Annotated in this window: 18 protein-coding genes; 8 read left to right on the top strand and 10 right to left on the bottom strand. The window is 69.7% G+C overall.

Annotated features, from left to right (window positions below; translation table 11 throughout):
* Positions 1–80: 80 nt before the first annotated feature.
* Positions 81–2,285 carry a cytochrome c oxidase assembly protein gene (locus tag J4H86_RS06010; RefSeq protein ID WP_236542512.1) on the top strand — a complete coding sequence of 735 codons (2,205 nt, stop codon included), beginning with the start codon at positions 81–83 and terminating at the stop codon, positions 2,283–2,285.
* Here the strand turns inward: J4H86_RS06010 and J4H86_RS06005 are convergent.
* The 6 genes from J4H86_RS06005 to map all read right to left on the bottom strand — a co-directional run bounded on the left by J4H86_RS06005 (position 2,250) and on the right by map (position 6,747).
* Positions 2,250–2,663, bottom strand: a complete 414-nt coding sequence (locus J4H86_RS06005) for a hypothetical protein (protein WP_236542511.1) — start codon at positions 2,661–2,663, stop codon at positions 2,250–2,252. The two genes, J4H86_RS06010 and J4H86_RS06005, sit on opposite strands and share 36 nt — an antisense overlap.
* Positions 2,664–2,740: 77 nt before the next feature.
* Positions 2,741–3,403: an O-methyltransferase gene (locus tag J4H86_RS06000; RefSeq protein ID WP_236542510.1), complete on the bottom strand. Its 663-nt coding sequence runs from the start codon at positions 3,401–3,403 to the stop codon at positions 2,741–2,743.
* Positions 3,404–3,461: 58 nt separating this feature from the next.
* On the bottom strand, positions 3,462–4,178 hold the full coding sequence (locus J4H86_RS05995; RefSeq protein ID WP_236542509.1) for a metal-dependent hydrolase: 717 nt from the start codon (positions 4,176–4,178) through the stop codon (positions 3,462–3,464).
* Between the two features lie 98 nt (positions 4,179–4,276).
* Positions 4,277–4,753, bottom strand: a complete 477-nt coding sequence (locus tag J4H86_RS05990; protein WP_236542508.1) for a septum formation family protein — start codon at positions 4,751–4,753, stop codon at positions 4,277–4,279.
* Positions 4,754–4,957: 204 nt separating this feature from the next.
* A complete protein-coding gene (locus J4H86_RS05985; protein ID WP_236542507.1) occupies positions 4,958–5,899 on the bottom strand; it encodes a S66 peptidase family protein in 942 nt (313 codons plus the stop codon).
* The gene (gene map / locus J4H86_RS05980) at positions 5,896–6,747 is read right to left on the bottom strand and encodes a type I methionyl aminopeptidase (protein ID WP_236542506.1); all 852 of its coding nucleotides are present in this window, start codon (positions 6,745–6,747) and stop codon (positions 5,896–5,898) included. The genes J4H86_RS05985 and map overlap by 4 nt, the downstream gene beginning before the upstream one ends.
* A 115-nt stretch (positions 6,748–6,862) precedes the next feature.
* Here map and J4H86_RS05975 point away from each other — a divergent pair, with 115 nt between their 5' ends.
* Positions 6,863–7,063 (top strand): hypothetical protein, encoded by a 201-nt coding sequence (locus J4H86_RS05975; protein WP_236542505.1) that lies wholly within the window; start codon positions 6,863–6,865, stop codon positions 7,061–7,063.
* 120 nt (positions 7,064–7,183) lie between these two features.
* On the opposite strand, the gene J4H86_RS05970 is transcribed toward J4H86_RS05975, so the two are convergent.
* Positions 7,184–7,774: a hypothetical protein gene (locus J4H86_RS05970; protein ID WP_236542504.1), complete on the bottom strand. Its 591-nt coding sequence runs from the start codon at positions 7,772–7,774 to the stop codon at positions 7,184–7,186.
* An 81-nt stretch (positions 7,775–7,855) separates the two neighbouring features.
* Here J4H86_RS05970 and npdG point away from each other — a divergent pair, with 81 nt between their 5' ends.
* Complete coding sequence (npdG, locus tag J4H86_RS05965; protein ID WP_236542503.1) at positions 7,856–8,542, top strand: NADPH-dependent F420 reductase; 687 nt, start codon at positions 7,856–7,858, stop codon at positions 8,540–8,542.
* The gene (locus J4H86_RS05960; protein ID WP_236542502.1) at positions 8,543–9,328 is read left to right on the top strand and encodes a helical backbone metal receptor; all 786 of its coding nucleotides are present in this window, start codon (positions 8,543–8,545) and stop codon (positions 9,326–9,328) included.
* Between the two features lie 3 nt (positions 9,329–9,331).
* Here J4H86_RS05960 and J4H86_RS05955 read toward each other — a convergent pair whose 3' ends face one another.
* From J4H86_RS05955 to panB, 3 genes are all read right to left on the bottom strand, one after another.
* A complete protein-coding gene (locus J4H86_RS05955; RefSeq protein ID WP_236542501.1) occupies positions 9,332–10,369 on the bottom strand; it encodes an LLM class F420-dependent oxidoreductase in 1,038 nt (345 codons plus the stop codon).
* Positions 10,370–10,487: 118 nt separating this feature from the next.
* The gene (locus J4H86_RS05950) at positions 10,488–11,393 is read right to left on the bottom strand and encodes a hypothetical protein (RefSeq protein ID WP_236542500.1); all 906 of its coding nucleotides are present in this window, start codon (positions 11,391–11,393) and stop codon (positions 10,488–10,490) included.
* A gap of 223 nt (positions 11,394–11,616) precedes the next feature.
* A complete protein-coding gene (gene panB, locus J4H86_RS05945) occupies positions 11,617–12,444 on the bottom strand; it encodes a 3-methyl-2-oxobutanoate hydroxymethyltransferase (RefSeq protein WP_236542499.1) in 828 nt (275 codons plus the stop codon).
* Positions 12,445–12,635: 191 nt separating this feature from the next.
* On the opposite strand from panB, the gene J4H86_RS05940 reads away from it, so the two are divergent.
* From J4H86_RS05940 to J4H86_RS27365, 4 genes are all read left to right on the top strand, one after another.
* Positions 12,636–14,207: an MFS transporter gene (locus tag J4H86_RS05940; RefSeq protein ID WP_236542498.1), complete on the top strand. Its 1,572-nt coding sequence runs from the start codon at positions 12,636–12,638 to the stop codon at positions 14,205–14,207.
* Positions 14,208–14,222: 15 nt separating this feature from the next.
* Positions 14,223–14,816: a TetR/AcrR family transcriptional regulator gene (locus tag J4H86_RS05935; RefSeq protein ID WP_236542497.1), complete on the top strand. Its 594-nt coding sequence runs from the start codon at positions 14,223–14,225 to the stop codon at positions 14,814–14,816.
* A gap of 341 nt (positions 14,817–15,157) precedes the next feature.
* The gene (locus J4H86_RS05930) at positions 15,158–15,493 is read left to right on the top strand and encodes a hypothetical protein (RefSeq protein ID WP_236542496.1); all 336 of its coding nucleotides are present in this window, start codon (positions 15,158–15,160) and stop codon (positions 15,491–15,493) included.
* A gap of 42 nt (positions 15,494–15,535) precedes the next feature.
* Positions 15,536–18,481: a helix-turn-helix transcriptional regulator gene (locus J4H86_RS27365; RefSeq protein WP_330932494.1), complete on the top strand. Its 2,946-nt coding sequence runs from the start codon at positions 15,536–15,538 to the stop codon at positions 18,479–18,481.
* The last annotated feature ends 10 nt before the right edge of the window (positions 18,482–18,491 follow it).

Below are 18,491 nucleotides of genomic sequence, written 5' to 3'. Positions count from 1 at the left end.
GGCCCGACCTGGCCGTGTGGGCTCCTCGGCGGGTCGACCAACGTGGACGATGATCCGTTTCCCAACTCAGTGGAGAGTTCGTGGCTTCCCTCAGCACCTCCGACGGTTCCCAGACCGAGGAACGTCCGACGGGGCCCCGACGTCGCGGCGTGGTCGTGGCCGTCGCCGCCGGCGTGGCCTGCCTGGCGGGGCTGATCGGTGCCCTCTTCGCCGGGGGAGTCGCCACCGCGCCACTGGTCCCGGGGCTCCCCGACGCGGGAATGCTCACCCGCTGGGGCCTGCCGGTGACCAAGACGGCGCTGAACATCGCCGCCGCGCTCACCCTCGGGCTGCTGCTCCTCGCCGTCGTCATGCTGCCCCTGAACAAGGGTGCCCTGTCCCCTCGGGCCGTGGGCTACGTCCGGGCGGCGTCCTGGTGCGCGATCGTCTGGGCCGTCGCCGGCGGCGCCACGCTCGTCTTCCAGCTCTCCGACGTCCTCGGTCTGCCCCCCTCCGAGGTGATCGGTGACCAGCTCACCAGCTACGCCGGATCGACGAGCCAGGGCATCGCGCTCATGGTCGTGGTGCTGGTCGCGACCGCGGTGGCCCTGTTGGCACGAACGGTGGAGTCGCCAGGCGGAGCCCTCGGCCTGGTGGCGCTGTCCGTGGTCGGCCTGCTGCCGCCACCCCTCACCGGCCACTCCGCCTCCTCACCGAACCACGAGATGGCCATCACCGGCGTCGCGCTGCACGTCGTCGCGATCACCGTCTGGATCGGCGGCCTCGCCGCACTCTGCTGGCACGCCACCCAGTGGGACAGGAAGACGGGGCCGATCGCCGCCAACCGGTTCAGCGCGATCGCCCTGTGGGCCTACATCGGCGTCGGGGTCAGTGGGGTGGCGACCACCATCGCGAACCTGCCCACACTCGGGGACCTCTTCGCCGCCTCGGACGGCTTCGTCAACCAGGCCGTCCTGGTGGAGCTCCTCAACTCCCCCTACGTCCACCTGATCATCGTCAAGATCGTGCTTTTCGGTGTTCTCGGTTACCTGGGCTGGCTGCACCGTTCGTCGGTGCTGCCCCGCCTCGCCGAGGGCGGTCGCCGCGCCTTCGCGCGACTCGCCGGCGGCGAGATCATCCTGATGGGTACGGTCCTCGGCATCTCGGTGGCGTTGAGTCGGACCAGCCCTCCGGAGTACGACCTCCCCTACGACCCGGCCCGGGAACTCCTCGGCTTCGAGATGCCACCGCCCATGTCAGCGGAGACCCTGCTGACGCTGTGGCGCCCGGACCTCTTCTACTTCCTGCTCGTACTGGTCCTCGGCGGCCTCTACGCGGCGGCCGTCGTACGGCTGCGGCGCCGCGGCGACCACTGGTCCTGGGGGCGCACCGCCGCGTGGTTCCTCGGCTTGCTCAGCATCGTGGCCGTCAAGCTGACCGGCGTGGGCACCTACGCGATGGTCCTGTTCAGCGTGCACATGATGCAGCACATGGTGCTGTCCATGCTGACGCCGATCCTCCTCGTCCTCGGTGGTCCCGCGACGCTCGCGCTCCGGGCGTTGCACCCCGCCAAGATCCGGGGCGACCGCGGCCCTCGCGAGTGGCTGACCCTGCTGCTCAACAGCAAGCTCGCCCACTTCATGACCCACCCGGGCGTCGTCGTCCCACTGTTCGTGGTCAGCACCTACGCGCTGTACTTCACCCCACTGTTCGGCACCCTCATGCTCAGCATGGCCGGGCACATGTTCATGAGCCTGCACTTCATCATCGTGGGCTACCTCTTCTACTGGATCCTCATCGGCGTCGACCCCCTGCCGCGATCCATGCCCCACCCGCTGCGGGTGCTCCTGCTCCTGCTCACGATGGGTCTGCACGCATTCTTCGGCATCGGGATCATGAGCATCGGCGAACCGATCGCCATGCAGTGGTACGGGGCGTTCGAAGTGCCGTGGCTGCTCAGCGAGGGCGTGAGCTACTCGGAGGCGGTCCTGGAGGATCAGCAGACCGGCGGCGGCATCGCGTGGGCGATGGGCGAGATCCCCACGGTGCTGTGTCTGTTCGCCGTGCTCTACCAGTGGATCCGTGACGACGAACGCGTCGAACGCCGGCGCCAACGCCACAGCCGCCGCGGCGGTTCCGACGACGCCGACCTGGACGCCTACAACGACTACCTCGCCCGCCTGGACCGGCGGGCACGCGGGCAGGCTCCAACCCCCGCGGCGGACAGCTCCAGCAGGGAACCCGTCGCCGAGTCCGGTGCGGCCGGAGGATCAGGCGACGGGAACCACGGCGACGGCGACACCTGAGCACAGGAGCGCGACCAACGCCCCGCACAGCAGACCCACACTCAGCGCGGCGGGAGACAGCGGGACCGTGGTCGCGCTCTTGCCACCGGAACGCCGTGCGGCCACGGTCGGGAGCGCCACGTTCACGCCGAGGATAGCCACGACGACCAGCAGCGCGGCCCCGTAGACCTGCAGGAACAGTGGGTCAGGGGCCGAGCGCAGCACCGCGACGGCCGCGGTCGTCGGCACGCCGACGACGAGGGCGAGGGTCGCCACGACCCGGCCCACACGCATGACCTTCCCGCGCTCCCCGGCGCGGAGCAATGTCCCGCCGAGGAGCGCGGCCGCCATGACGGCACCGACAACGGCAAGACCCAGAACTATGACCAGCACACTCACCCCGCTATTGTGCCATCGCCGCGTGGGGGGTCGACCCGGGGTCGCGTGTGGGGCCACGGCGTGACGCCGCGGGGGCGTCAGCCCAGGCGCCGCGCGAGGGTCAGCCCGTCGCCGACGGGCAGCAGCACCAGCTCCACCCGATCGTCGCGGACCGCGCGGGCGTTGAAGTCGCGAATGCCCTGGACCTGCGACGAGGCCTCCGCGTCATCGACCACGCGACCGTAGGACAGGGTGTTGTCGGCCAGGAGCAGCCCGCCGGGACGGGTCCGGGGCACGAGTTCCTCCCAGTAGTCCACGTAGCCCTGCTTGTCTGCGTCGATGAAGGAGAAGTCGATCACAGGGTCGGGCGGGAGCGCGCGCAGGGTCTCCAGCGCCGGGGCGAGCCGCAGCTCGATCTGGTCGGTGAGCTCGGCCCGCCGCCAGTACTCGCGGGCGAGGCCGGTCCACTCCTCGTTGACGTCGCAGGCCAGAAGACGCCCGTCGGCGGTGAGACCGCGCGCGGTGCAGATCGACGAGTACCCCGTGAAGGTCCCCACCTCCACGGCGTTTCGCGCCAACACCATCCGGGCGAGCATCGTCATCAACGTGCCCTGGTCGGCCCCGATCTGCATGCTCTGGTGCTGGGGGAACCGGCGACGCGTCTCCTCGGCGAGGTCCACCAACAACGCGTCGGGTGAGGTGGAGTGCTGTTCGACGTAGTCCTGCAGTGCGGGGGTCAGACCGAGATTGGTGCGCGTCATGAGGCGACCCTACTGGGGAGCGTCGGACGACGGGCGCAGGCACGACGGACGCCGTCGGTCAGACCACGTCGTCCAGGAGCTGGGGCCACGGAAACAGGTAGATGGAGTAGAGCACCACGGCGATGGTGAGCACCGGCGTCACGAGCAGACGCTCCACTTTGCCGTTGGTGGTGAACCCGAAGCTCTGCCCCACCCGGGTCGTGCTCACCGGCCAGAACAGTGGGCACCCCATGTGGGTCAGCATGTCCCCGACGAAGTGGAGCAGACACCCCAACGCGACGACGACACCCAACCAGCCGTAGTCCACACCGGAGACGAACAGGGCGAGGACGATCCCCCCGGTGATCAACGCGTTGATGATCTCCGAGGCGACCTGGTTCTTTGGCACGCCGAGACCGAGACCCCGCAGGGCCAGACCGATCAGCAGGAACACCAGGAACTGGGCCGCCAGCGGGCTGTACACCCCGAGCGCGTGCGCGCCGGCCCCCATGAGCACGGCGAAGAACAGAGAGTGGGTCCCGTTGCGGTGTCCACCGAAGACCCAGTTGGTGACCCGGCTGATCAACTTGGTCACGAACCCGTAGGTCTGCGTGACCGTGGAGTTGTGGTGGTCGATGTCGGGCAGCAGCGCGGCCCCCGCACACACCAACGCCCCCGCGACGATCTCGCCCGGCCCGAGCGAGAAGGTCGCCCCGAGGAACTCCTGGCCGTCCAGCACCGGGACGAGTGCCATCCAACCGGCGGCGCCGCTGAGCGCGTGCGTGTGACCCATCATCGCGGAAACGTCGCTCTTTCACGGTCAGGCCGGCGGGGGGCGAGGGGGTGGATTACGGGGAGGACGGGCGGGGACACGAGAGCCCCGCCCGGGATTGCCTAACGGTTGGCGTTGGCCAGCGTCCCGATCGTGTCGCCGTCGGGGTCGTAGACCATGCACAGGATCTCACGGTCGTCCATGTTGTCCCAGGTCTCCTGTGTCGGACGGAGGCTCTCCATCCAGATCTCCGAGTAGGCGTACTCCACGCCGATGAAGCTCTCGAAGTCGGCGACGCACTCGTCCTCCGCCGTGGTGGAAACCGCGGAGTCACCGGGGAACGCGCCGTCCTCCATGATGATCGACGAGTAGACCTCGTAGTAGTGCGGCTCGTTGCAGTCAAGCGTCTCGACTGAGGAGACCTCGGTCCCGATCGTGTCAGCGAGACAGTCCCCCACCTGCAGATCGAAGACGTCGTCCCCGCCGCCACCGGCGAGCTCCTGGATGATGCCACAGCCGGAGAGAGCGAGTGCCGTGGTGCCCGCCGCGGTGGCCAGGGCGACCCTGCGCGCGACTCGGGGGATAGGGGGCGTGTTCATTGCAGCTCCGTGCGTTGTGATGGTGTCCGGTTGGAATTGTGCGTATCCGTCACGCCTGCGGGGCGCGGGATGGGGGAAGCGCAGCGACTATGACGCACCGCGCGGTTCAACCCGTTCCAGGATCTGTCGCACTATGCCACATTTTTCGTCACCCGGAGCCCACGGATCCGTTCGCTGTGTGGGGGGACGCCGGCCAGATCTAGGTCAGACGAGTGGCGGCATGGCGTATGTCACGGTCCCGGCGTCGGCGTCCAGCTCGGCCGGGAGACCCAACGGCACGGTGAGGGAACGTGGCCCGTGCCCGAAGCCCAACTCCCACAGCACCGGGACTCCGAGGTCACCCAGCCGGTCCTCCATCACCAGCCGAACCGCCTCCAGGTCGGGCGTGCACTCGTGCCACGAACCCAACGCGATCCCCGCGACGCCCGCCAACCAGCCCGAACGCGACAGCGAGGTCAGCATCCGGTCCAACTGGTAGGTCTCCTCACCGACGTCCTCCAACATGAGGAGCGTGCCGGCGGCGGAGGGTCGGGTCGACGCGGCGCCGCGCCCGTCCGCCAGCAGCGCCAGACAGCCGCCGATCGTCACGCCGATGGCGCGGCCGGAGGCGACCGGTCGCGCGCTGGGGGCGCTCAGCACGGTGGCGCGCTCCGGTTCGAACAGGGCGCGGCGCAGCCCGTCCGCGGTGACCCCGTCCTCGATGAAGGCGGACGAGGCCACCATGGGCGCGTGCAGCGTGACGATACCGAGTTCCTCGGCGAACGCCTCGTGCAAAGCGGTGATGTCGCTGAAACCGGCGAAGACCTTGGGGGGTACCCCGCGCATGGCGGGCCAGTCCAACAGGTCGATCATCCGCTGGGCCCCGTAGCCGCCGCGGGCGCACAGGACGGCCGAGATGGAGGGGTCCAACCAGGCGCGCTGCAGGTCCGCGGCACGGTCGTGATCGCTACCGGCCAGGTAACCCAGGCGGGGGTGGGTGTCGAGCACGTGCGGGGCGACCTCGACCCGCAGCCCCCACGACTCCAGGATCTCCCGCCCCGCCGCCAACCGCTCCGCCACCACGGGGCCGGACGGCGCGACCACCGCCACCCGGTCCCCGGCCCGTAGCCGGTGGGGGCGCACCAGACCCTCGACCGGGGCACTCACGGGAGCGTCAGGGTCTCCGCGCCGGTGTCGGTGATGACCAACGTGTGTTCGAACTGCGCCGTGCGCCGGTGGTCCTTGGTGACGGCGGTCCACCCGTCGTCCCACAGGTCGAAGTCGATCGTGCCCAGGGTGATCATGGGCTCGATGGTGAAGGTCATGCCCGGCTCCATCACGGCGGTCGCCATGGGGTCGTCATAGTGTGGGATGACCAGCCCCGAGTGGAACTCCGGGCCGACGCCGTGTCCGGTGAAGCTCTGGACCACGCCGTAGCCGAACCGCTTGGCGTAGGACTCGATGACGCGCCCGATGACGTTGACCTGTCGCCCCGGACGGCACGCCTTGATCGCCCGGTTCAGGGCCTCCTCGGTGCGCTCGACCAGCAGTCGCGACTCCTCGTCCACCTCGCCCACGAGGAACGTGGCGTTGGTGTCGCCGTGGACACCACCGAGGAACGCGGTCACGTCGACGTTCACGATGTCGCCGTCCCGCAGCGGAGTGTCGTCGGGGATCCCGTGGCAGATGACCTCGTTGATGGAGGTGCAGACCGACTTGGGGAAGCCCTTGTAGCCGAGGGGGCTCGGATAGGCGTCGTGGGCGACGAGGAAGTCGTGCCCGACCCGGTCCAGCTCGTCGGTGGTCACCCCGGGGGCGACAGCCTCACCGACGGCCCGCAGCGCCTGGGCCGCGACCCGGCCGGCCACCCGCATCGCCTCGATGGTCTCCGGGGTCTGGACATCACCCAACACACCCTCGATCGGATGCTTCTTGCCGACGTACTCCGGGCGCGGAATCCGCGCCGGAACCGAACGTGGTGGGGAGAGCCGACCTGGGACCAGCGGTGTCGTCATGGCACACGAGTGTAGTTCGTCGCATCCCGTGATCCTGCGCTACCGGGGTTCTCGCCCCCCCCGATGCGACAATGACAGGAGACGGGGCGAGCGACCGAGCGACAAGGAGCGTGCCATGGGTGAGTCCTCCCTGAACCCGGGAAGCGACCGGAAGTGGTGGTACTGCCTGCGCCACAACACGGTCGAGTTCGGCCCCGGCTGCCCCGACCGCGTCCGGCTCGGCCCCTTCGAGACCGAGGCCGAAGCCGCCACCGCCCTCCAACGCGCCGCCGCCCGGAACGAGGAATGGGAAGAACGCGAAAAGGACGACCAGTAACCCCCGACGCATCGCTGGGACCCCTGTGCGGGCGCGGGGTCGCCCTTCAGTACAGCCTAGCTTTTCTCGTCGTGGGCGGTCGGTGAGCGTCCACAGGCCACCTACGACCGCGTGGGCGGTCTAGTCCTCGAAGCGGGGGCCGCTCACGACGTCCAGGAAGCGGGAGATCCGTTCCTTCCAGCCTCGTTGTGGGGCCTGGCGCGCGTCGCCCGCGGCGGCGCTCACCAGGTGTTGGAGACCGTCCAGATGGAGGGGGGCGGTCGCCTCGTCGAGGCTGATGGCGTCGTGGGCGAGCTGGCCGAGTTCCCTGTCCCCGCGGTCCAGGGCCAGGACGGTCGCCCCGCTCCTGCGCGCGTCGTCGACCCGCTCCAGCAGGGGAACTGGCGCCTCCTCGTCGGGGTTCACCACGAAAAGGGTCTCGCCGCGGTGTACCTCGTTCAACCGGTCGGTGCCGGTACGCAGGTGCGCCGGTGCGTCGAGGGGCGGATTCCACCGCACCAGGGTGGGGTCGAGTTGGGGGAGCCCGGAGTAGCGGCTCTCGTCCGCCAGATGGGCGGCGAGATGCCACGGTTCCTCGTCGGGCGTGCCCACCAACAGCAGACCGCCCGGGCTACGGGTCCGGCGCAGCGCCCGACCGAAGTCGTCGGCCCGCTCCAGCCAGCCCGTCGATTGCAGAATCTCGCGCAGCATCGCGACGTGTGCGGCGTCCACGCACCCATGGTGCCGCATCCCGCGCGCCCGGGGGGTGGGTTCGGCGCAATCGTTCGTGCCTCGGGCTGGCAGGATGCGGTTATGACGCAGAAACGCAGTCCCTACGCCACGCCGGACATCACCAACCTCCACGTCGCCATCCTGGGCGGCACCGGAGACCAGGGGAGGGGTCTGGCGCGGCGTCTCGCCCTGGCCGGGCAGCGGGTCACCATCGGATCGCGTCGCGCCGAGCGCGCGGAGCAGGCGGCGGCAGACCTCGACGCCGGGCCCTCACTGACGGGAACGGACAACGCCTCGGCCGTCGCGAACGCCGACGTCGTCATCGTCGCCGTGCCATGGGAGGGGCACCGCGAGCTCCTGGAGTCTCTCGCCGGCCCGCTGTCCGGAAAGATCGTCGTCGACTGCGTGAACCCGCTCGGGTTCGACCAGCGCGGCCCTTACCCCCTTGAGGTGCCCGAGGGGAGCGCCGCGGAGCAGGCCGCCGTCGTGCTCCCCGACAGTCGGGTGGTCGCCGCGTTCCACCACGTGTCGGCCGTGCTCCTCTTGGATCCGGAGATCGAGTCGGTGGAGCTGGACGTCCTCGTCCTGGGCGAGGACCGCGACGCCACGGACGTCGTGCGCGCGTTGGCGGACCGGATTCCGGGCGTGCGCGGACTGTACGGAGGCCGACTGCGCAACGCCGGGCAGGTGGAGGCACTGACCGCCAACCTCATCGCCGTGAACCGGCGCTACAAGACCCACGCGGGTCTGCGCATCACGGGGGTATGAGTGGAGTCCGCTCGAGACGACACGGGGGCCGCCGTGGACCTCCACCACCCGGTACGCCGGGTGGTGTCGTTGGTGCCCTCCCTGACCGAGGCGGTCGCGGCGACCAAACCCGAGGCCATCGTGGGTGCGACGAACTGGTGCAGCCGTCCGACGGGGTTGGACGTGTCGCGGGTGCGTGGCACCAAGAACCCGGACGTCGAGAAGGTTCTGGCACTGGTGCCGGACGTGGTGATCGCCAACGCCGAGGAGAACCGGGAAACCGACCTGTCGCGGCTGCGGGAGGCGGGCGTCGCGGTGTGGGTCACCGATATCCGGACACTGCCACAGGCCGTCACCAGCCTCGCCCGCCTGTTCACCGCGTGTGGTTGGGGTGTCCCCGACTGGCTGGACACCGTTCACGACGTGTGGGGCGACCTCCTGGGAGAACCGCCGCCACCCGAACGTTGGGCCGTCATCCCCATCTGGCGCCGCCCGTGGATGGTGATCGGCCGCGACACCTTCGGCGGTGACCTGCTGCGCCGCATGGGCGTCGGCAACATTTACGCCACGCACGAGGACCGCTACCCCAAGGTGCCGCTTCCGGAGCTCAACTCCGTGCCGGCCGACCTGGTGGTCCTCCCCGACGAGCCCTACGCGTTCACCGCCGACGACGGCCCGGAATCCTTCCCTCGTCTGCCGGCCGCCTTGCTCGAAGGACGGCACCTGACCTGGTACGGGCCGGCGCTCGTCGAGGCACGCGCCGCGCTGGCCAGGCAGCTCACCACCCTCCTACCGCCGGGAGGGTAAGTGTCACAGCCACCCGCGCAGACGCTCCACAAGACGCACGGGGTCGTCGGACAGCGGAACCACACTCAGCTCCGTCACCCCGGCCGCCCGCATCGCCTCGATGCGCTCCCGCACGAACGACTCCGGACCCACCAGGTTGGTGAGCTCCAGGAGCTCGTGCGGGACGGCCGCGGCGGCCTCTTCCTTGCGCCCCGCGAGGTACAGCTCCTGGATCCGCTCCGCCTCCGCGCCGTACCCGTACCGGGCGGCGAGGTCGGCGTAGAAGTTGCGCTCCTTGGCGCCCATGCCACCCACGTACAGCGCGACCATGGGGCGAGCCAGGTCGAGAAGCTGTCGTGTCTCCTCTCCCTCGCCGACCGCGAGCATGCCTCCCGCCGAGATCTCCAGCGGCCCCAGCTCCGCGGGACGCTTGGCGAAACCCTCGGCGAGGGCATCGCCCCACACCTCGTCGGCCTTCTCCGGGAGGAAGAGAAACGGCAACCAGCCCTCGGCGATCTCCGCCGTCATGGCGACGTTCTTGTGTCCGAGCGCGGCGAGATAGATCGGAACCCGGGGACGGACCGGATGGTTGATGATCTTCAGTGGCTTGCCGAGTCCGGTGCCCTGCGCCGCCGGCAGCGGGAGGGTGAACACGGAACCGTCGTAGGTAAGCCGCTCCTCGCGTGCCCAGACGCGGCGGCAGATGTCGACGGTCTCCCGGGTCCGTGCCAGGGGGCGCCGATAGGGGACGCCGTGCCACCCCTCGATCACCTGCGGCCCGCTCGCTCCGAGGCCGAGTACGGCCCGTCCGTCGGAGAGTTGGTCCAGCCCGGCCGCGGTCTGCGCGATCAGCGTCGGCGTCCGGGAGTAGACCGGCAGGATCCCCGCACCCAACCGCACCCGCTCGGTCCTGGCCGCCAGATAGCCCAGCGAGGTCGGTCCGTCGAAGCCATAGGCCTCGGCAACCCACGCCGTGTCCAGCCCCACCTTCTCCAACTCGGCGACCTGTTGGGCGGCGGATCGTAGATCTCCTGAGTACTGCAAGGGCATGGCGATGCGCACGGAGAGCCTCCCTGTCGGATCACTGGAACACAGATCCTACTAGCGAGTAACTAGTAACGGGAGGCTCCGGGCGCACCGACCAGGCGGGCTGACGAACGAAGTACTGCCTCGGAGAGGTTCAGGTGAAGAGTTCGTCGATGCTGGTCGCGGTGAGGGCGCGGTCGATCCAGTGGCCGAGTTGTTCGAGGTCGTCGCAGGCGAGGATGCGTGTGCGGGATGTTTCGTCCACGGGGATGTCGCGGCGGTCGAGGATGCGCAACAGCGCCTGCGCCTCGCCCTTGGCCCGTCCCTTGGCCTCGCCCCGGGCCTCGCCTCGGGCTTCGCCCTTGGCTTCCCATTGGGCGGTGAAGTCGGACTGGTACTGGTGGGTGCCGGCGTTCATGAGATCACTCCAGATCTGTCGGGCCATGGTGGGGCCGAGTCCCGCGCCCGTGAAGTGCGCGAGGTGCGTCGCGCTCTTGGTGTCGATGGTAGCCAAGGCCTCGGCGAGGGCGTCGAGTTGCTCGGAAACGGTTGGTGTGTCTTTCCGGTGGATGAGCGTTGAGAACACCGCGAGTTGGATGTGCTTGCTCGCCTCGTCGGGATCCGCGATGGGCGCGATGTCCTTCGGGCCGAAGGCGAGGGCCGTGACGACCATGGACGGATGCTGGCTCAGTCCGATGACGATGGGGCGCTTGGCCCATCGGGCGACGGCCTGATCGGAGCACAGGACGACCAATGTCACTGGGCAGTTGTATTTGTTGTGGAGGTAGGCCACGTAGTAGGGCCATGCCGCGCGTTTCTCGCCTTCCTGTTCGGTCTGGGATTCGACGATGAAGATGTGCTTGTCGTCGCCCCATTCACACATCAACGCGGTGTCGGTGAACCGGACCAATGGTTTGAACTCGGTCAGGTCCACGTTCAGCACCGTGACTGACGTGGGGTCGTCGATGTCGGCATCCGCGAACTGTTGGAGGACGCGGCAGATGAGTGAGGTGTCTTCCCGGAAGATCTGGTGAAGCGCCTCATGCGGGGATTCTGGCATGAGGTGAACACTAGAGGGTGAATCACGGACTCGCAGGAATTCCGCGATAAAACGAATATATGTCCGAGTAATGGCTCGTTCGTCGGAAGACCTCAACCTGGCATCGGGACCGCCCCAAACGCGACGTGCCCAAGGCGTGCGGGCCGGTCGACCGGCGGCACACATGGCTGATCCCTGGTGGGGGTACCCCCACCAGGGATCAGCGGGCCTTCGGCGTGGCTCCCTAGGCGAAGGAGTGGGCCTCGTCGGGGAAGGTGCCGGCGACGACCTCGTCGGCGTACTCGCGGGCGGCGCGGCTGAGTACGTCGCCGAGGTCGGCGAAGGACTTGACGAACTTCGCCGTGGACGGGGTGAGCCCGGCCATGTCCTGCCAGACGAGGACCTGGGCGTCGGTGCCGTCGCCGGCGCCGATGCCGATGGTGGGAATGGTGAGTTGCTCGGTGACCCGGGTGGCGAGGTCGGTGGGGACACACTCCATCACCACGGAGAAGGCGCCCGCCTCCTGGAGGGTCTTGGCGTCGGTGAGGAGCTGGGCGGCGTCCTCGCCTCGGCCTTGCACTCGGTAGCCCCCGAGGCCGTGCACGGACTGCGGAGTGAGACCCACGTGCCCCATCACCGGGATTCCGGCGCTCACCAGCGCCTCGACCTGGGGTGCGACCGCCGCCCCTCCCTCGAGCTTGATCGCGTGGGCGCCGGCCTCTCGCATGAATCGCGTCGCCGTCTCCAGGGCCTGCGCCGGTGAGGCCTGGTAGGAGCCGAAGGGGAGGTCAGCGACGACGAGGGCGCGCGAGCTGCCACGCACCACCGCGGCGGCGAGGGGCAGGAGCTCCTCCACGCTCACCCGCACTGTGGACTCGTAGCCGTAGACGACGTTGGCGGCGGAGTCTCCCACCAGCAGGACGGGAATCCCGGCCTCGTCGAAGACCCGGGCTGTCATCGCGTCGTAGGCGGTGAGCATGGGCCAACGCTGGCCCTCGCGCTTGGCGGCGGCGATGTCGCGGATGGTCACGCGGCGGCCGGTGATGCCGCCGTACAGGGCTGTGGCAGCCATGGTATTCCTCCGATGTCTCGTGGCGCCCTTCGGCGTCCCCGGACTGGTGTGTCGCCTCATGGTACGACCCGCCATGCACGACAAACGGGGACAGGTCGCCAAATAATCCCGGAAACCACGTTGCGAAACGAGACCGTTCCGTATTTAAATGGCTCAGAGTGAGTTCACGGGGCGGACGCTACGGGGGTGTGGTGACGGACCAGATGGAGGCGCGTGCCTCCAGCCACGAGGATCCGGGGCATCCCCGCAGGTGGGCGGTGCTCGCCGTTGTGGGGATCGCCGTCACGGTGGTGGTGCTGGAGAACACCATCCTCAACGTCGCGCTGCGCGTGCTCGCCGACCCACAGGAGGGCCTGGGCGCCACCCAGAGCGAGCTGGCGTGGTCCATCAACTCCTACACCCTCCTCTTCGCCGGGCTGCTCATCACCTTCGGTGTGGTCGGGGACCGGTTCGGCCGGCGCCGCGTCCTGGCCTGGGGCCTCGTGGCGTTCGGCGTCTTCTCGGTGCTCTCCGCCTACTCCGTCACCCCGGAGCAGCTCATCCTCACCCGGGCGTTGAAGGGGCTGGCTGGCGCCGCCGTCATGCCGCAGACCCTCGCCATCATCACCAACGTGTTCCCCCGACACGAACGGGGCCGGGCGATCGGGATCTGGGCCGCCGCGGTCGGGGTCGGCCTGTGCATCGGCCCGACACTCGGCGGCCTCATGCTGGTGCACTTCTGGTGGGGATCGATCTTCCTGATCAACGTGCCCATCGTGGTGCTGGCGCTGGCCCTGATGGCGTGGCTGGTCCCGGAGTCCCGCAACGAGGGTGCGCGCAGCCTCGACCCGGTGGGTGTGCTCCTGTCCATCGTGGGGTTGCTGCTCCTGCTGTACGGAATCATCGCCGCCGGCGACCGCGGTAGCTTCCTCGGCTGGGACACCATCAGCGCCACCGTGGGCGGATTCGCGATCCTGGCGGCCTTCGTCTGGTGGGAGGCGCACGCCCGGGAACCGGCGCTGAACGTGCGCCTGTTCCGCGACCCTCGGCTGAGCGTGGCGGTCGCCGCGATCATGCTTGTGTTCTTCGCCCTCGCCGGCGTGTTCTTCTTTGGCACCTTCTACCTGCAGAGCGTGCGCGGCCTGACCCCGTTCCACGCCGGCCTCCTCATCATCCCGATCGCGGTGGGGCAACTCGTCTTCTCCCCACTCAGCCCGGCGCTGGTCGCCCGATGGGGAGCCCGACGCGTCTGCTCGGTGGGACTGATCGGGGTGTCGGCGGCGCTGGCGGCCTACACGCAGTTCGGCACCGACACCCCCCTCGTCCTGGTGGGGCTCGTCTTCCTGCTCCAAGGGTCGGCCATGGCCACCGTCATGGTGCCCGCGACCAACTCGATCATGAGCGTCGTCCCGCCTGAGCAGGCCGGATCCGCCTCCGCCCTGCAGAACACGGCGCGGCAGGTGGCCGTCTCCCTCGGGGTGGCGGTGTTGGGAACCCTGCTGTCCTTCATGTACCGCCGCAGCCTCACTCCCACCCTGGACGACCTTCCCGAGGCCGTGCGCGACGGCGAGGCGTCGATCGAGGAGACCCTCGCCGCGGCCCGTACGGTGGGGGAGGCGACCTACCAGGCGGTGCTCGATCCCGCGAAGCAGGCCTTCCTTTCGGGGATGCACACGGTAGCGTTGTGCTCCGCACTGATCGCCCTGGCTGGTGCGGTGACCGTGGCCATCTGGATGCCCGGGCGTTCCGGTCCGCCAGGCTCCGCGCGTACGGAAGACGAATGATAGTGGTGGCCGCCCATGCCCACACCGACGACGCCGTCTCGCCAACCAGGCCGGCCGCGTAGCCAAGAGGCCGACGACGCCATCCTGCGGGCGGCGCTCGAGCTCCTCGGCGAACACATGACGGTCACCGCGGTGTCGGTGGGCGCGATCGCGCAACGCGCCGGCGTCAGCAAGGCCACGATCTACCGACGGTGGCCGGGCAAAGTGGAGCTCTACACCGACGCGGTGGCCCGGCTCCGCCAACCGCTGCCCGCCGTCGACACCGGATCGGTCCGGGAGGACCTCACGATCCTCATCACCGTCATCTGCTCCGAACTGGACAACCCACTGGAGCACGCGGTGGACCTGCTCATGATGGGCGGGGCGCATCCCGACATCGCCGAGCGGGTCAGACAGCACGTCTTCGCGCCCCGCACCGACACGGTGGCGGAGGTCCTGCGGCGCGGGGTGGACAACGGGGAACTCCGCTCCGACATCGACCTCGACGTCGCGTTCATGCTCCTCTTCGGCGGCGTCCACATGTACCGCCGGGTCGGCACCACACTCACGCCACACCAACGCGCCCAACGGCTCGTCGACACCATGCTGGCGGGCGTCAGCACCGACTGAGCGCCCCGCGGGCCATGCGGGGCGAACCCGGAGGCCGCGGACGGGAGCGAATGTCCGTGGGCGCGGGGTCCCCCCTTCAGCACAGCTTAGCCTTCGCTGGCCGGGATCGCTGGTGGGCGTCCACAGGGCCTGACCGGCACGGGGGTCTCGGGAGGGACCGCCTTAGGCCCGACCCCCCGTCTTCGGCCGAGGGCAGGTGCGTCTGTGTGACCTGCGCCATCTAAGACCCCTGAGTAGGCGGCGAATCTAGGGCATCGTCCCGATTCGCCGGCCCCCTCCTTAGCCCGAGTGTAGGAATCGGGCCGGTCGCAGGAGAGTCGGCCGGGGAGAGGGGATACGCGATGCATCCGGATTTCGTACGCGCACTGGACACCCAGTATCAACAGGAGGCGCGTGAAAGGGCCGCACGGTGGCGGCTGGGGCGTCTGGTCCGCCGGCGAAACGACGAGGAACCCGAGGCGACGCCCGGAACCAGGAGGAGCCGCCGTCAGGCGCGCGCGGCGGCGGCGCGAGCCGAGGAGGGCACCGTGGCGGTCAGCGGCGAGACGGAGGTCACGACGCCGCGTTCCGACCACGCCGAGCATGCCGTGTCCGCCGTGGATCCAGACACCTCCGCACTTCAGGAAGCGACGGAACCATCCTCGGTCGAGGTCACCGAGTTCGCCTGCGTCCGATAAATCGGGTTTCCCGTGTCCACGCCACCTGACATTCTGGAAGGTATGGTCAGGGTCAGCAATTCCGGGACGCGCTTCGTTGGTCGCACCGCGGAGCTCACCGACCTCCTGCAGGGCGCGGAACGCGCCCGGTCCGGGACCTCCACCGCGGCGCTCCTGGTCGGTGACGCCGGTGTCGGCAAGACGCGCGTGCTCTCGGAGTACACCGAGGCGAGTCGGGTGGGTCGCGTCATCGCCGGAGGGTGTCTGGCCCTCGGGGTCGAGGGACTCCCGTTCGCTCCGTTCGTCGCCGCGCTGCGCCAGTTGGTGCGCGCGGTGCGCGTCTCCCAGCCGGAGGTGCTGGAGGGCGTCGTGGAGCTCCCGCGACTCATCCCCGAACTCGGTGCCGTGCGTGACGAGTCCCGCGACGGCCGCGCCCGCCTGTTCGAAGAGGTACTGACCTTGCTGGAGCAGGCCGCCGAGCCAGACGGGCTCGCCGTCATCATCGAGGACGCGCACTGGGCCGACCATTCCACCCGCGACCTCCTCGTCTTCCTGATCCACAACCTGGGCTCCGCCCGCGTGCACCTGCTGGTGAGCTGTCGCTCCGACGACCTCCACCGCCGGCATCCCATGCGCCGACTCCTCCCCGAGCTCTCCCGCCTGCCCGAGGTCTCCCTGATCGACCTGGAGCCCCTGAACAAGGAAGAGGTCGCGGAGCAGGCCAAGGCGATCCGCGGCCAGGCGCTCGACCCGTCCGCCCTCGACGAGGTGTACCGGCGCAGCGGCGGAAACCCCCTCTTCGTCGAGTCCCTCGTGGAACAGGGCGACTGCCAGGTCGGCGACCTCCCCGAGACGGCCCGCGATCTGCTGCTCGGCCCGGTCGACGCGCTCGACGGCCAGGCCCGCGCGGTGGTCAACGCCGCGTCGGTCGCCGGGGAACGCGCCAGCCACGAGCTGCTCGCCGCGATCGCACCCGTTCCCCCGGACGCCCTCGACTCCGCGCTGCGTTCCGCGATCGACGCGAACATCCTCCGCGTGGAGGGCACCATGTTCGTGTTCCGCCACGCCCTGCTGTCCGAGGCCGTCTGCGACATGCTGTTGCCCGGCGAACGTGTTCGCCTGCACCAGGCCTGCGCCGACGCGCTGGAGCAGGGGGCGGGCCAGCTTCCGCCCAACCGGCTTCCGGCGCGGATCGCCCGCCATCGCTACGCCGCTCACGACCTGCCCGCGGCGCTGACGGCGTCATGGCAGGCCGCGAAGGCCGCGTGGAACGCCCACGCCTATCCGGAACAGTTGTCGATGCTGGAACGGGTACTCGAACTGTGGCCGCAGGTTCCCGACGCGGTCGAGCGCATCGGTAACCCGCGCTCCTACGTCCTGAAAGCCGCCGCCGGGGCCGCCACCAACAGTGGGGACCCGGCACGCGGGATAGCGTTCGCCAGTCAGGGGCTCGACGAGCTCACCGGCGGCATCCTGGACGAACTCCAAGCCGACCAGATTCCCGAACTGGACGCCAGCAGCATCGCCCACCTACTGCACCAGCGCGGCCACGCCTACAAGGAGAACGGCGAGGATCGCGCCACCGATGACCTCCGCGCGGCCCTGCGTATCCTGCCCTGCGGCAGCCCGAGCCGTCCCATGCTCACGGCGACCCTGGCCGAGGACCTCATCCACCGTCGGGAGTTCGACGACGCGCGGCGGGTCGCCGAGGAGGCCCTGGGCCTGGCACGGGAGTCGGGGGACAAGCGTACTGAGGCGCGCGTGCTCACCGCGCTCGGGCGGTACCACGGGATCGACCTGGGCGAGTGCGACGTGGGCCTGGAGATGCTGCGCCGGGCGCGGGACCTCGCGGTCGCGGAGGAGCGCCCGGTCACCGAACTGCGCGTCGCGCATGCCACCTCGGTGGTGCTGCGCATGAACAACCGGATGCAGCAGGGGCTGGACGAGGCGTGGGCGGCCGTGCACCGCGCCCGGGAGGTCAACCTCGACGGGTCGCCGATGCTCGACGTCATCTCGTGCCTGCGGGACATGGGTCGGACGGCCGAAGCGGAACACTACGCCGCGCAGGCGCGGCGGACGGTGCGTTCCGCCCGGTGGCGGGGGACGTTGGGGGCGCTGCGCGCGTTGATCGCCTGGGAGCGCGGGAACCTCGCGGAGGCCCGCCAGCACCTGGCGACGAGCGCGCGGGACCTGCCGCTGGACACCGCGATGCCGATCTACATCGCCCAGAACTCCACGGTCGAGTCGGTGTTGCTACAGGCGGAGGGGCGACTGACCGAGGCCCGGGCCAAGCTCGAGTCGCTGCTGGAGGGCCCGGTGGCGGGTGCTGAGCGCGACATCATCCACACGTGGGACATCATCGAACTCGGTTCCGACCTGTGGCACGTGGCGGTGCGGGAGCGGGAGTCCGTCGGACCGGAGGACTGGGCGGCGTTCCGGATCCGACTGTTGGACCTGGCGGAGAGCATCCCTGTGCGGGGGCCGGCGGCGGAGGCCATGGCCGCGACGACCCAGGCGGCGTTGAGCGAGGACCCCGCGCTTACCCTGCGCCACGCGGAGTCGGCGCTCGACCTGTGCCACATTTCCGGGCGGCCGACGTGGGCCGCGCAGCAGCTCATCTACCGGCTGGAGGCCACGGCCGAGATGGGTGACCTCGCCGCGGCCCAGGGCCACGTGCCGGAGGTCCTCAGCTTCCTGGACAAGTACGAGCTGGGACGGTGGCGACTGCGGCTGACCGAGGTGTGCGCCAGACTCGGCCTGTCGCTGCGCGACGAACCGTCCGTCCCCCACGCGAACCCGGCGGGCCTGACCCCCCGGGAGATCGAGGTGCTGCGTCTGCTGGCGGAGGGCCGCACGAACCGGGAGATCGGGGAGAGCCTGTTCATCGCTCCGAAGACGGTCAGCGTGCACGTGTCCAACCTGCTGGCCAAGCTCGACGTCCCCAACCGCAGCGCCGCGGCCGCCAAAGCCGCCGAGCTGGACCTGGGCACCCCGCAACCGACATCGTGACCAACCCCGC

Origin of the sequence: Spiractinospora alimapuensis, from assembly GCF_018437505.1 — a bacterium.
GTDB classification, from domain to species: Bacteria; Actinomycetota; Actinomycetes; order Streptosporangiales; family Streptosporangiaceae; genus Spiractinospora; species Spiractinospora alimapuensis.
Note: the sequence above shows the minus strand (reverse complement) of the source record. Positions and strands in the feature narration are given on the sequence as shown.